Source organism: Burkholderia sp. JPY481, assembly GCF_038900515.1.
Classification (GTDB): domain Bacteria; phylum Pseudomonadota; class Gammaproteobacteria; order Burkholderiales; family Burkholderiaceae; genus Paraburkholderia; species Paraburkholderia youngii.
In genome coordinates this window covers 16944-29580 of sequence record NZ_JAYMRT010000039.1, presented here as the reverse complement: position 1 = coordinate 29580, position 12637 = coordinate 16944, and the positions used below count along the sequence as shown (strand labels likewise).

Annotated in this window: 9 protein-coding genes and 5 pseudogenes; 5 read left to right on the top strand and 9 right to left on the bottom strand. The window is 56.1% G+C overall.

Translation table 11 applies throughout. The annotated features are described in order from the left end of the window. Positions 1-118 (top strand): integrase core domain-containing protein (locus VSR82_RS37635; protein ID WP_410853374.1); only part of this gene is annotated, 118 nt, incomplete at its 5' end. A 35-nt stretch (positions 119-153) separates the two neighbouring features. Here the strand turns inward: VSR82_RS37635 and VSR82_RS37630 are convergent. After that, a pseudogene (locus VSR82_RS37630) lies at positions 154-664 on the bottom strand (IS5 family transposase); the annotation flags it as partial. A gap of 113 nt (positions 665-777) precedes the next feature. Here VSR82_RS37630 and VSR82_RS37625 point away from each other — a divergent pair. Continuing rightward, a pseudogene (locus tag VSR82_RS37625) lies at positions 778-1302 on the top strand (IS5 family transposase); the annotation flags it as partial. 235 nt (positions 1303-1537) lie between these two features. On the opposite strand, the gene VSR82_RS37620 reads toward VSR82_RS37625, so the two are convergent. Then, a complete protein-coding gene (locus tag VSR82_RS37620) occupies positions 1538-2740 on the bottom strand; it encodes a pectate lyase family protein (protein WP_410852458.1) in 1203 nt (400 codons plus the stop codon). A gap of 474 nt (positions 2741-3214) precedes the next feature. Next, complete coding sequence (locus VSR82_RS37615) at positions 3215-3403, bottom strand: hypothetical protein (RefSeq protein ID WP_429463751.1); 189 nt, start codon at positions 3401-3403, stop codon at positions 3215-3217. 304 nt (positions 3404-3707) lie between these two features. Here VSR82_RS37615 and rpoD point away from each other — a divergent pair, with 304 nt between their 5' ends. Next, the gene (gene rpoD / locus VSR82_RS37610) at positions 3708-5693 is read left to right on the top strand and encodes an RNA polymerase sigma factor RpoD (RefSeq protein ID WP_498858686.1); all 1986 of its coding nucleotides are present in this window, start codon (positions 3708-3710) and stop codon (positions 5691-5693) included. An 844-nt stretch (positions 5694-6537) separates the two neighbouring features. On the opposite strand, the gene VSR82_RS37605 is transcribed toward rpoD, so the two are convergent. After that, positions 6538-6720, bottom strand: a complete 183-nt coding sequence (locus VSR82_RS37605; RefSeq protein ID WP_410850866.1) for a hypothetical protein — start codon at positions 6718-6720, stop codon at positions 6538-6540. A gap of 606 nt (positions 6721-7326) precedes the next feature. On the opposite strand from VSR82_RS37605, the gene VSR82_RS37600 reads away from it, so the two are divergent. Then, positions 7327-7989, top strand: a complete 663-nt coding sequence (locus VSR82_RS37600; RefSeq protein ID WP_410850865.1) for an HD-GYP domain-containing protein — start codon at positions 7327-7329, stop codon at positions 7987-7989. Between the two features lie 107 nt (positions 7990-8096). Here VSR82_RS37600 and VSR82_RS37595 read toward each other — a convergent pair. From VSR82_RS37595 to VSR82_RS37585, 3 genes and pseudogenes are all read right to left on the bottom strand, one after another. Beyond that, positions 8097-8225: pseudogene (locus VSR82_RS37595) on the bottom strand (transposase); the annotation flags it as partial. An 821-nt stretch (positions 8226-9046) separates the two neighbouring features. After that, a complete protein-coding gene (locus VSR82_RS37590; RefSeq protein WP_410850919.1) occupies positions 9047-9616 on the bottom strand; it encodes a chorismate mutase in 570 nt (189 codons plus the stop codon). Positions 9617-10283: 667 nt separating this feature from the next. Next, complete coding sequence (locus VSR82_RS37585; protein WP_498858685.1) at positions 10284-10772, bottom strand: DUF3757 domain-containing protein; 489 nt, start codon at positions 10770-10772, stop codon at positions 10284-10286. A gap of 907 nt (positions 10773-11679) precedes the next feature. Here VSR82_RS37585 and VSR82_RS37580 point away from each other — a divergent pair. Further along, the gene (locus VSR82_RS37580; protein WP_429463758.1) at positions 11680-11880 is read left to right on the top strand and encodes a hypothetical protein; all 201 of its coding nucleotides are present in this window, start codon (positions 11680-11682) and stop codon (positions 11878-11880) included. Positions 11881-11934: 54 nt separating this feature from the next. Here VSR82_RS37580 and VSR82_RS37575 read toward each other — a convergent pair. Further along, positions 11935-12076 (bottom strand): annotated as a pseudogene (locus tag VSR82_RS37575) (IS3 family transposase); the annotation flags it as partial. Positions 12077-12106: 30 nt separating this feature from the next. After that, positions 12107-12547, bottom strand: a pseudogene (locus tag VSR82_RS37570) (DDE-type integrase/transposase/recombinase); the annotation flags it as partial. Between the last annotated feature and the right edge of the window lie 90 nt (positions 12548-12637).

Below are 12637 nucleotides of genomic sequence, written 5' to 3'. Positions count from 1 at the left end.
AGCGCGCAATCTCGCCGTCGCGTTCGAGCATTACAACGAGCAGCACCCTCATAGCGCGCTGAAGTACCGCTCGCCACGCGAGTTCAGGCGCACAACCGATTCATCAACTCAAGTGTGAGGCGGTGTCCGGAGGTGCAGGGGCAAATTCAGCCGGCCACGTAGGCCGCCAATCGGTGGAATGGCGTCAGGCAGCGGCAGCAACTGGGTGACGTCGTTGCGATTCGCCCCAGTGAGGATCGCGCCGACAAAGACGCCATTGGCGTCTACGAGGACGTGGTGCTTGGAGCCTGGGCGCGATCCGTGGGGCTCGGACCAGCTTTTCGCCCGCCCCAACGGCTCGCACAGCCAAAGAGTCGACGGCTGCTCGGCTGAAATCGAGTTCGCCTGCCTCGCGTAACTTCGGCAGCAGTAGCTCCTGCAGTCGTTTCCCGACGCCGGCCTTCTGTCAGTCGCGCAACCGTCGTCAGCAGGTTGAATCCGATCCAAAATCCCTATTTCGTCGACAGGTCGGGCCAGCGGATACCGGTCTTGAGCACGAACAGGATTCAGTTCAGTGCAGCTCGGCTGGCAACCGGCCTCGATTCTTCTTGCGCCGGGGTTTGGGCGACGGCAGCAATGGCTCGATCAGCGTCCAAAGTTCGTCATCAACAATCGGCGCGCCCATCCTTGGTTCCAGTTGTTCAGGTGGCCAAGGTTAAGGAAGGTCGGCAAAAGTCCTGGCATTGGGATTCCGGTGAACTATCCTGGGATGAAGGGAGTGAGTTAAGGAGAGCCCAGATGACGCAACTTGGACTTGACCTGGATTTGACAACGAAGCGCACGCGTAAGCGCGAATTTCTCGATGAGGACGGCGCGGTGTGCCTTGGTTGAAGCTCATTGCGCTGCTCGAACCGTACTATCCGACTGGTAAGACTGGACGGCCGCCGTTCCCGATCGCGACGATGCTGCACATTCATTTGATGCAACAGTGGTTTGGTCTGTCCGATCCAGCGATCGAAGAAGCGTTATATGACGTGCCGCTGTATCGTGACTTCGCAGGATCTGACGGCGGCACGATGCGTTTGCCGGACGAGAGCACGATTCTGCGGTTTCGTCACCTTCTCAAAGCGCCATGGACTGGCTGCGCAGATGCTCGCGCTGGTCAATGAAATCCTGGTGAAGAAAGGCATGATGCTCAAGACCGGCACGGTGGTCGTTGCCACGTTGATTCCGGCGCCCAGTTCGACGAAAAACAGCTCCGGAACGCGCGATCCCGAGATGCGTCAGACGCAGAAAAGCGATAACTGGCGTTTCGGTGTGAGGGGCGGATTTCGCTTGATAGAAGGCGCCGTCGCGCAGCATGTGAAACTCGCTCCCGGTAGCACATACTAATGCAATCACCGATACGTGCTGCGCGGCGGGCGATTCCCGATCTGTGGTATTGCAGTGCCTGCGATGCGTCGTTGGATCGTGAAAGGGCCGCCCCTGGGCACTGACGTCAATGCCAGCGAGACGACCCCAACAGCCAGCGGGAAGTCGTCCTGATTGATCGCTGGCACTAGCGAGGACCGTAGGCCGACGCGGCGTTGAGAACGGACGAGGCCGTCCCAACTCGATAGGCGTAACCGACGGGCGCGATTGAAAAAGCCTCGCCCTTTGCCGATCTGCCGGTGGACTGAACGTACCGGTTTGCGTTTTCATGAAAAGAGTAGACATCGTCCGGCAAATCCAGACCGACCTGAATGCTCTGGTTAGTTCTAAGAAAATAGTTGCTTTCAACATAAACGACGCTGCCGCTTCCGATCTGCAGGGCGTTGTACTGGGTCTCGTCTGACCCGACGGCCGTGAGGCCAGTCGGTGTGGCGTCGTTATCGAAATAATTGTCGTAGGCGTGGACCCAGCCCCGCAGCAGCGGACGCCCCTTTAGGTTGGGGCCGAACTGGTTATGGTGCAAGGTGACATGCAGCCTGTGCCCACCATATGCATACGAATCCTGCCGAGATGCGCCCACTACCATCGCCAGGCGTTCATTGGCCAGATCTTGGTTCTTGCCCGTCCAGTCCCACAGGGGATCGGGGCGCATCGCCAGCCATTCATTGGTGAAATAAAACCGGCTATACGAGACCGTCACATTATCCGATGACAGCGTCACACTCATCAGATTGTCGCTCGTATCGTAGAAGGAACAATGATCGACCCATGCATTGGTGACCCGTCGCAGCGACACGCCTTCATAGTTGATGCCGGCGTTGTTGGATGTGCCGTAGACTTGGGCGGGTAGGGCCTGTAGATCTCCGATGACGCCATGAAAAGTGATGTTTCTGATCACGACATTCTGGATGTTCTGGTCTGCCGGCAGCATTTCGCCGTCGAATTTAAGCTGGACGTTTTTCAGCACCGCATTGCCACCGCTGGCGCCTTCGATCGTGGTGTTGTTCCAGTCCGTGCTGGCGAAGGTGATGGTCGTCAGTCGCGGTCCGCCGTAGATTTCGCCCTTGACTAGGATGTGGTGCTGTCGCGCGCTGAACGCAGCCAGCAGATCAGCGAGGCTGTCGACCGTGACGGCTGGATCGTCTGATCCGGTCGCCGTTGCGAAACCGCCGGTGTCCGTGGGCAGACGCGCGGTAATTGCGGTCCGATTGAAATTGGACCGCAAGCCTGTCTCTGCTGAGCGGGCTGGCGCAGAAGACGACCCGTGCCCCCCAACACAAGCGCACAGCAGATATGCGATCAATATTGTCAGGATCAGCTGCGGCTTCATTTCATTTCCTCCTTTCAGGCCCGCACATTGTCAAGAGCCGGCATAGGCGATTTCGGCACGAAGGTGCTTCCGCACTGTCAGCTTCTCTCATTCAGCTTTGGAATACGCCGGCGCCAATGTGCATCTTGTGGCGTGGCTGCTAGTTCGTGCCGCGCCCGGTAGGACCGCCGCCCGCGGGCGGATGTGAAATCCATGCCCACAGGAGCGTTCGAGATTGCGCCAATGCGCCGATGCGCGCGCCCAAGGCGCCATAACGCCCAGCCATTCACCGAAACCCGGTGGATGCCGGATTTCTGTCAAAAAGAGCGAGAATATCGGCTTTGCTAATGAGGGTCAATCCAGAGCCCACGCGGGAGAAGGTACTGAAGGCGGCCGACACGCTAGGGCAGTTGCACGCCGTAGACGTGATATCCGTCAAACAGCAAAAGCTAGCGGTCCAGCCGAGATGTTCTCGTACGGACCTCGATGAGAGGCCTACTCGCCAATGAACCGCCATTTTCGGCGTAGAACCGACGACTGAACGACGGAAAGAGGCACGTCTCCAAGTCGGAGCTCGACCGAACCCAACGACGTTTGGCCGGAACGGCCCTGATGCGCTTCCGACTCCGCGCCGTATTCATAGATGCTCCAGTTCCACGCAAAGATCTCGATAAGCTTCGTCATATTCTATCCATCCAGATGTCGAATTCTTAGTGTGGCCCGCGGCGTAGCACGTTAACGTTGCGGACGGTCCAGATTCGCCAACTGGTGAAATGCGGTAGTTTGTGTTACGTTGCTAACGCATTGATGCTTTTCGCCAAGTCTTGCGGTTCCCGCGCGTCCGCCCGTATCTAGGGGCTACGCATTCACTGCCCGTTGCGATTCCACAGCCTGTGTCCGTCTGTAACAGCGAAACGTGCGCGGCTCGTCGGCCGAGTGTGGACAGTCGCTGGTCGCGATTGCCGGGCAATCACGTCCAGGAGAATCTATGTCAAAGGTCGATTGGCCCTATTCACGTCCAGGCACAGTTTCGTCCGCTCTGAACGCGTCGGTCCCGCGCGCGTCGAAGGTCGATCCCGTAACACCCCTGCAGTCGATCGACGGGATATCGCAGGACGAAGAGCAACAGGAGCGCTGGATGCGCACTCTCATCCGACTCGGCAACCAGCGCGGCTACCTGACTCATGCGGAAATCAACGATCATCTCCCCGACAATTTTGTGCATACCGCGGCCATTGAAATCATTGCCAGCACTTTCAACGACATCGGCATTGCAGTCTACGAGCAGGCGCCAGACACGGAGAAGCCGTTCTTGGACGACGCGGCGCCGGCAGCCACGTCGGACGACAAGGCAGATCTGGAGGCCGAAGGCGCGCTTTCAACCGTCGATCCTGAATTCGGGTGCACAACGGATCCCGTTCGGATGTATATGCGTGAAATGGGTGCGACCGAATTATTGACTCGCGCGGGCGAGACTGAGATTGCGAAACGCATCGAAGAGGGACTCCACGAAATGGGCTTGGCGATCGCACGCTGCCCGCCGACTGTCTTCACGATCCTTCGAATGGTAAAGCAGATTCAATCTGGTGAACTGCGCATCGATGAACTGGTCGACGGCCTAAATGAAGACTCCGAAGCGGTCCTTCGGTCGTTGCCAGAGCTGGCTAAAACCCCGGACATTGAACACGACAGCGCTAAGGGCGACGGCGGTGAGGGCAGCGTCGTCGAAGACCGGGACATGGTGAAGGGGAGCGAACCGCGAATGAAACAGCTCACGAGAGACGGCCTCGCTATCTTTGCGCGAGTTCGTGACCTGTACGAACAGATTTCAGAAGCCGACGCCGCGCAAGAAAACGGGCAGGTCGCCCGCGAGCGCCTTTTTGAAGCGATCCAGCGGGAGCTTGCGGCTGTTCGCTTCACGGCACGGACTATCGATGCGCTATGCGCTGATGTGCAGCAGCAAGTCGCACAGGTACGTGCGGTCGAGCGACGTATTCTGCAGATTGCCGTTGACCGGTGCGGCATGCCGCGCGCGCGTTTCGTCGAGTCGTTTTTGGGATACGAAACTGATCTCGCGTGGACTGAAAACTCGGCCACGTCCCGCGAGTACGGTGCGGCACTTTCACGCAGTCTACCGGAGATCCAGACTGAACAGCAGAAGCTTATCGATATTGAGGCTAAGGCCGGCCTGCCCTTGCAACACTTGAAGAAGATCAACAGGCAGATGGTGGCAGCCGAGTCGAAGATGCGGCAGGCGAAGCGCGAGATGATCGAGGCGAATCTGCGTCTCGTGGTCTCTATCGCGAGAAAGTACGCGAACCGAGGCGTGCCCCTTCTGGATCTGATCCAGGAAGGTAACATCGGCCTGATGAAAGCCGTCGACAAATTTCAATATCGACGCGGCTGGAAGTTTTCAACTTACGCAACATGGTGGGTCAGGCAGTCAGTCACGCGTTGTCTTGCGGATCAGGCGCGCACAATCCGAGTCCCCTCGCATATGATCGAGTCAATCAACAAGCTAAACCGGATTTCGCGGGAGATTTTGCAGGAGACTGGGCAAAAGGCTAATCCTGCTGCGTTGGCTCAGCGCATGGAATTATCAGAAGACAAGATTCGTGACATACTGAAGGTCATGAGGCAACCCTTATCGCTCGAGACGCCAGTGGGCGAAGATGCCGACGCCACGCTTGGCGATATGATCGAAGATCCAATGGCTGGATCCCCGGCGGATGCGGCCGCGCGCTCGAATCTGCGAGCCGCAATCGACGAAGCGCTGGATTCATTGTCGCCGCGTGAAGCGAAAGTACTGCGAATGCGGTTCGGGATTGATGTAGCGTGCGGCTACACGCTCCAGGAACTTGGCAAACAATTCGACCTGACGCGCGAACGAATCCGGTACATCGAAAGCAAGGCGATGCGAAAACTGATGCAGCCAAATCGCGCCGACAAGTTACGGCGATTTGTCGACGATTAAGTCCCACGTCCACGCATCGGAGGGACTCGTGGTCAGAGCAACATCGAGCTGCAGCATCCCATCCCGATCTGTGTGTTCGCCAACAAGGAACACATCCGTTATCATCGAAATGTGATGGACCCGCTTGTCTACGATCGTGGCCGCATCCTTGAACGTTTCGCAGACGACGGCTCACGGCTTGGACGAACTCATGTGCATTGTCTATGCCAAGGACTTGAAGCCCGGTGCGATGGTTTCGCACCAATACGTAGACCTGTACATTGAGATAGTCAATGCTGGACCGCAGAACCTTCGGATCGGTGTTGTCGAGAATCTTTGGCGTCTTTCGTGGCAGCGTGATACCGTTCAGACCAATGCCGATTGCGCTTGTCCGACGCCAAGGCGGCTTGCTTCGTCAGGATGCGGTCTATGCATCATAGTCGCCCCGCGTGAAACCACGAAAAGGAACCGACTTGACGATAAGGGCGGATTCGATGATAGGTCGTGTCCAGCTTCCCAGCATGAGCATCTACGTCATGGGAAGCCGCTTCACCAACAGTTCCCGCGCATGTGGACGGTCACTTTGACGTCTTTCGGAGTCGACCACCTTGGACCGCCGCCAATCCACCTTTTGCTGAACCTTATTCCAACGTCTGGTGCTCATTTGCTCACAATCGCTGCCAGCAAGCGAATGCGGCGGCTTGATTGTCCCCACGGCTTTTCGGCTACTGAGATGGATTCGAGCCGCTCGCTTAGGTACGCACTGCGAGCGACCCAATCGCGCAGCGTCGAATCCCTGAGTCGCGAAAAAAACGTCATCACGCCAGCTGTGAATATCGCCGTCAGCCTCAGCATCCTCCACAGGTTACGTATCCGATTCGGTGTCCGCACCATGTGCACGAAGGGCAGCGAAAGCGTCGCCGAACTGGACGATTGCCTCTAAATCGTCATCCAACGCGAGCGATGAGTCATAGTCAGATAATGCATTTTCCGTCGCTTCGACAAGCATGGCCTCAAGCGTTTGCGGATCGATCCTTTTCCTGAGCATGGAAGACTCCTTGTGAGGTGTGCAGCCATTCCCAGCAATTTGTGGGCCACAAGAAAGAGACGGTCAGTGCAGGTTCCGACCGACTGGGCCCCATCACTTTGTCGCGTTCCGGACATGCGACCGTCATAAGTGCAACAAGATGGTCATCTCCGGTGCAGCATCGGAATCCCTGAGATTCGGCCCTCAAGAGGTGTCTTGTGAGACGTAATCTCCGGAAATCGAAAAAGCCTCGCCATTGTCAATGCAAGAACACCTTGACGCATCGCACACTTTGCCCTCTTGTCGATTTGTGTTTGCGGGACTTACCTTTATCATCCGCCGTGTCGAATCAGTTCATGGCCTCAGCTCGCGATGGAACTGGCAACAAGTTGGCGACGAGTTCTCAAGGGCTCCTCTGAAAGGGAGCGGTTTGTCGAATTGGAGGGCAGTTGCATGTATTGGGGAAAGGAACATATCGCGCACGAAACGATCGTCGTAAGTCTAATGGTTCGATCAAACCGTTTGGAGATTTGAATGCATTTTCATGAGCTAACCAATGACGAATGGGGGCGACCAAGATGCCCCGCGAATACGTTTGAGCATCGACCGCTTAAGCGAGATGGACCGATGGAACCCGGATCGTCTCTTACCCGGCGGTTGCGCGTGGCCGCGTTGCAGCGCTTTATCGAAGTTAACGGGTCCCTAGATTACAAACTCAATTCTATGGTCATCCGGCAGACAGTCAATCACAGCAAGCGCGTCGCGGCACTCGCGGGTAGGATGACGAGCAAGATGAGCGGGATGGGCTGGAACACGGACACCGCCTGCGAAATTTGGGCGAAGCGCCTGTCAGTTGCTGCGCTTTTTCACGACATAGGCAAAGCCGCTGTATCGGCGCGAATCCTTGGCAAACCGAGTGCGCTTGACAAAGCGGAATACTCAGCGGCGAAGGCTCACGCGGCACTCGGTGCGAAGCTGATTGACCAGGTAGCTTCCGGCTTTCCGCAATCCGATTTGGCTGGTCTCCTCAGGGAGGTAGCCCTGTGTCATCACGAAAAATGGGACGGAACTGGCTATCCTAGCGGCCTTCGGGGCGAATCGATTCCGATGGCAGCGCGTCTCGTCTCAGTCGCTGATGCCTACGACGCCATCCGGTATGCGCGAGTCTACAAGCGCGCTATCCCCAGAAGTCAGGCGATACGGGCGATTGTTGATGGTGCAGGCTCGCAGTTCGACCCTCGTATGGTGCACCTCTTCCTTTCGGTCGTTTCTGCCGTTCGTCAGAAATAGATGGATCTAGAAGAGGAGGGAGGGGGCCACGGAACCGAAGCGCACCCTTCCCGATTCACTCGAACTCGTCAAGGGCAACTGATCCTTCACCAAATGAGCTCCTCTCCTCTCGCACGCCAAGTGTAGAACGATGCATGACTGAACCCCTGCTTCTCGCTTAGCTCTTTGACTGGCACACCGGCATCGGCTTCCTTCAGAAAACCGATGAGTTGTCCTTCCGTAAAGCGCTTCTTCATGTTCGTCTTCTTCTCCGAAACGAACTTTACTAGGTTCCGGTTAGCTCTACTCGTTGGGAGCAGGTCACTGGGGGACGAATCATGCGGGGCCTAGCAGGCCAAAGCCACAAATATCGAGGTGGGAAGATAGTAACGGGGATCACGGCCGGGATAGAAGCGCGAGGTCAGGGATCTCGACTATTGCTAGCGAGTGTTTCGCCGAAGCTCGATGATCGCACGAAGCTCGTCTGCACTAAATCTACCGTCCAGCACAATCTTTCCTTGCCGCCAGTCCGGCGCGTTCCGGACGTCATTCCAGTCGATCCAGCCATCAGCCTGTCTGAGTACATTTCGCGCTGTTTGGTCGTCCATGCTTCCTATCTCAGCGTAGAAGGTTGATGAGCCGAACACGGCGTATTAAAGGATGATGCGTACTTCAGCGAACTTGATCGCCGATTTGGAATCGTGACCGACTCGGCGGGTCTGGCATTGCGCGATGTCGATTGTAGGTTTTTCCGCAGTTGAGATCGAGTTCGGCTCCAGGACGTTGGGGTTTTGGGGATGTTTTCTAAGTGGTCCACCTGTGCGTGATCCAGTGATGACGCCACATGAGACCGTAAAGCATCGCGTCGGCAATGGTTTCGTCGCCACTCTACTCACGGATAGTCCCCAAAGAACGTTGCGCACGTCGTCAGGGCACGCTTCGACATTGAAACAATGCTGGTGCCCCAGCGCAGGGGATCCTCTCCATCTCAAATGCGCAACGCCGCCATTTGCGCAACCGAGTTCCGATATGTCCGCCTTCAGGAAGCTTCCTTGCATGTCTTTAGCCCCCCGGAAAGTCAAAACTTGACACATATCCGCGCGACCGCACGGTCGAGGGCCGCGAGATGTAGGGCATCAAGCGACGTTTGTTGGGCGACGCGTCCCACTGCTGTTGCAACCTGTGTCTGGCAGTCTGTATTGCTGCGAAGAGGCGCCACGCCCTTCAAATTCAGCATGATATTGGCCTGCAGCTTATCCAGAATGGGTCGAATAACGCCCGGCAAGCTCTGGCGAGGCGTTGCGGGAGCATTGCCCTGACGCATCCAGTTGCTGAGCAGCTCGTACTGAATTTCTTTGTTAGCTTCAATTTGGTCCGAGAAAATGTTTGTCACATCCTCCGTGGTTAGTCCGTACTCAGACGCCATCGCCACCGCATTTGCGATGACTTGCGCTTCTCGCTGAGGGTCATAGACGGGTTGGCCCGTGTCCCACTTGTTCAGGGCGACCTGGTCCGCGGTGTTGAGGCGATCTGCCATGCTGCGCACGAGCGGCACGAACGCATCCTGCTGTGCCCCGGCAGAGCAGCCTGTCACGAGCCATACGGCTAGTGCGAGTGTCACGGCATTCCGAGTGCAAACACACCTCATGTTCTTCTTCAGTTTCAAAACTACGACTCCCTATTGGTTCATTCTCGCCTGCGGCGAAGCGCTCCGATACGACGTCCATCGCTACAGTCGCTCTGCAGTTCGCACTACATTGGACCTCAAATCCGGATAGTTAGGACATGGTCTGAGCCAAGACATTGGTCAACGCTAATTTTCGACGCCCACTCAACAAGAATTTTCCATTTTCCAGAGCGCCGGAGAATTTAACGTAATCATCAAAACTCTCACGGTCCAGACAGTTGTCAACATGACCAGCAAGCAAAACCTCAGATTCCGCGCCCCCCATTCTCGAACTTAAGCCGGCAAGCTCCGGGAGTTTGTCGTCCGACGTCCTTGAGCTTACATGCTTCGCCGAGCGCCCCCAGTTTGCCTCCGTTTTCATTGGAGCCGACAATCGTCAGAAATCTTCCGATATCCCAACCCGTTCAATCAAGGTCAGCTTGACCGCTTGTCGCGGAGCTCCTTCGTATAGACCGCTTTTGAAATTCGATTCATCCATACCTCCGCTTCTCGGTATTACGAAACGTTGGCTCACATTCTTTTCGACCGGGCCTCATTGCGCCCGCAAGTCGGTGTTGCGGACGAAATCGCGGATCTTGCTGAACGCAAAAGCGAGGCGAGAGAAATCGTACGCTTACGATTGCTCAGGTCAGGGCCGCCGAGCGACCTCGAACCTACAACGCCAAGCGGCCCGCTCAGTGCATTCATAGTAGTCGAGATCGTAAGGTCCCGATTTCCGGCGCCATAAACCTACATCGACCCTTAGACCAGGTAGCGGCGGCCTGGGGTCGAACCGTAGATCCAAATGGCCGCCTTGGGCAAGTTCGTAGGAGCACCGGACTAACGGCGATCGCACAGAACCGTCATTATCAAGTTGCGGCGGAAAAAACATGGCAGAAGTAAATTCCTTGATATTACCGTCGCCCGGCCCTCTCGAAGTACCAATCCATTCACCCTCGTTATCGTTGGTTGTTGCCGTGTACACACCCCGCGCAATCTTGATGTTGGCAGGCATCGGGCAGCTTTCGTACGTTTCAGCAGCAGCGCAATACGATGCGCCGAGCGCAAGGGCAACAACAAGTAAACTTTTCATCATCGGTTTCGTTTCTCCACTTTGCAAAACGGTGAGTTCAAGCATCTGATCGTCTGGCTGAGCACTCAACACATTCTATTATGCAAACTATAGGTGGCAGCCAATTTCGCCCTTTGATGACCTATAGTCCACAATGACCATAGAAACCAAAATCATACTTATATATTAATGACGCGGATGATGAAAAGTAAAAGTAACTTATGCCTAATAAAATATCGTTGATAGTATGTCGAGCCCATGTTTCCCGTAGCAACAAGGAGGGCGGCGATAACGCATTCAGCGGACACGAGGAAATGACGAAGATGATCCGACGCACACTCAATGGCATTCAGCGCGAAACAGGCCACCCGCAATAGTCTGCGGACAGTATGAACACTTACCAGGGCGGCGGGATCGCGACAGGTGCATGAACCAGGACCGTGCTGGCACGCGGCACTTGCCCGTCGGTGAGCGGCAACAGTCTGTTGGCAGGAATGCGAAGAAATGAAAATGGCATCAAAAAGTAACCGGAAAGTCGTGGGCTCTTTGCCCGCGTCGTGCCCGAGACCACCTCTCGACCTAGCAACACGGTCCCCACCGACGATCGTGCGTTGGTATCAATATACTTGATGCTTTTCTTCTGGCAGTTGATCAGACAATTTAGTAAGGTACGCGATTGCGGCGCCCAGTGGACGAGTCACATAATTTACGGCATGTTGACAAAGGAATGTATATGGAAAAGATGAAGAGTGTGCTTTTTGGTGGCCTTCTGTCCGCGGTTCTAATGGGTGTGGCGGCGCAGGCCTATGCGGTCGCGGCGAGCGATATATGCATATACACAAACCAGAAAGACCCTACCGAGAGTTATCCCTACTACTGTGGGACCGGCCCGATAGATGGTCCGGGGAGTCAGGCGACGGAGTAATGTGGCCGGTCTTTGGGCTTGGCACAATGTCGGCCGAGAACCTAGGCGATGACAAAAGGAACTCGCGCAATCATCAGCGGCGTAGTATCAAACGTAGCATTGGCCGATGTCCGAGGGGAAGGTGCACTGGTGGAACTGGCTTCCATTCCGCTGTTTGTCTTGGCCAGATCACTGATTGCGGGCAAGGAACCCGCGGCGGAAGTGTTCCGCACGCCCGCCGCAGTTGTGAAGTGCTTCTATCGAAATTAGGGAGCGGCTGACCCATTTCATGCGCCCGGTTTTTCGCCTTCCAGAGGCCCCGAGTTAGTCCGTTAGCCGCGCAGGCCAGTCCTGCATGAACTGAGTTGGTGACAAGCCACGCCATGAATGACGACGACTGGCGGTTATAGAACATGTCAAGGTATTTGAACAAGTCGGCCATGGCTTCGCGATGCGTGCGATACTGGATCGGACGGAATTGGCGAAGGCCAACAGGTTAAGCAGTGATTTGATTCAGATAAAAGCGTCGTGTGAACGCGACAGGCGATTGGTAGTCAGCAGCGCCTGCGGGCGTTGCCGGTTGTAGAGGATTTCGATGTATTCGGTGATCGCCAAACGTGCCTGCTCGCACGTGGCAAAACATTAATGCTAGACCAGTTCATTCTTCGGCGTTGCCCCGACGGATTCGATCGGGGCGTTGTTGTAGCGGTTGCCACGGCGGCTCAGCAACGCGTGTATGTCAAGGTGGCCGATGAGTGTTTGATAGGCGAGCGGGCGCTAGTGCCATCCTCGATCGCTATGGTGAACCAGGCCGGCGGGTCACGACAGCGCGAAACAGCGCCGACATGACCAAATTTGTCGTCATCCGTTCCCTTACCGCCTAGCCGACAATTTCACCACTGTACAGTTCCTTCAGGCCGGCAAATACAGTCATGCCCCCGCCCCTGCTTCTCGGTATGACGAAACGTTGGCTTCCACTTTTTCCGACCGATCTCGGAACGGCGAGTTCCGGATCTGCGGCGCGCAC

Coding starts and splice junctions, on each gene's coding strand:
- VSR82_RS37590 (WP_410850919.1), bottom strand. CDS start 9,616: ATGAGGTGTGTTTGCACTCGGAATGCCGTGACACTCGCACTAGCCGTA.
- VSR82_RS37585 (WP_498858685.1), bottom strand. CDS start 10,772: ATGCTTGAACTCACCGTTTTGCAAAGTGGAGAAACGAAACCGATGATG.
- VSR82_RS37620 (WP_410852458.1), bottom strand. CDS start 2,740: ATGAAGCCGCAGCTGATCCTGACAATATTGATCGCATATCTGCTGTGC.
- VSR82_RS37580 (WP_429463758.1), top strand. CDS start 11,680: ATGACAAAAGGAACTCGCGCAATCATCAGCGGCGTAGTATCAAACGTA.
- rpoD (WP_498858686.1), top strand. CDS start 3,708: ATGTCAAAGGTCGATTGGCCCTATTCACGTCCAGGCACAGTTTCGTCC.
- VSR82_RS37600 (WP_410850865.1), top strand. CDS start 7,327: ATGGAACCCGGATCGTCTCTTACCCGGCGGTTGCGCGTGGCCGCGTTG.
- VSR82_RS37605 (WP_410850866.1), bottom strand. CDS start 6,720: ATGCTCAGGAAAAGGATCGATCCGCAAACGCTTGAGGCCATGCTTGTC.
- VSR82_RS37615 (WP_429463751.1), bottom strand. CDS start 3,403: ATGACGAAGCTTATCGAGATCTTTGCGTGGAACTGGAGCATCTATGAA.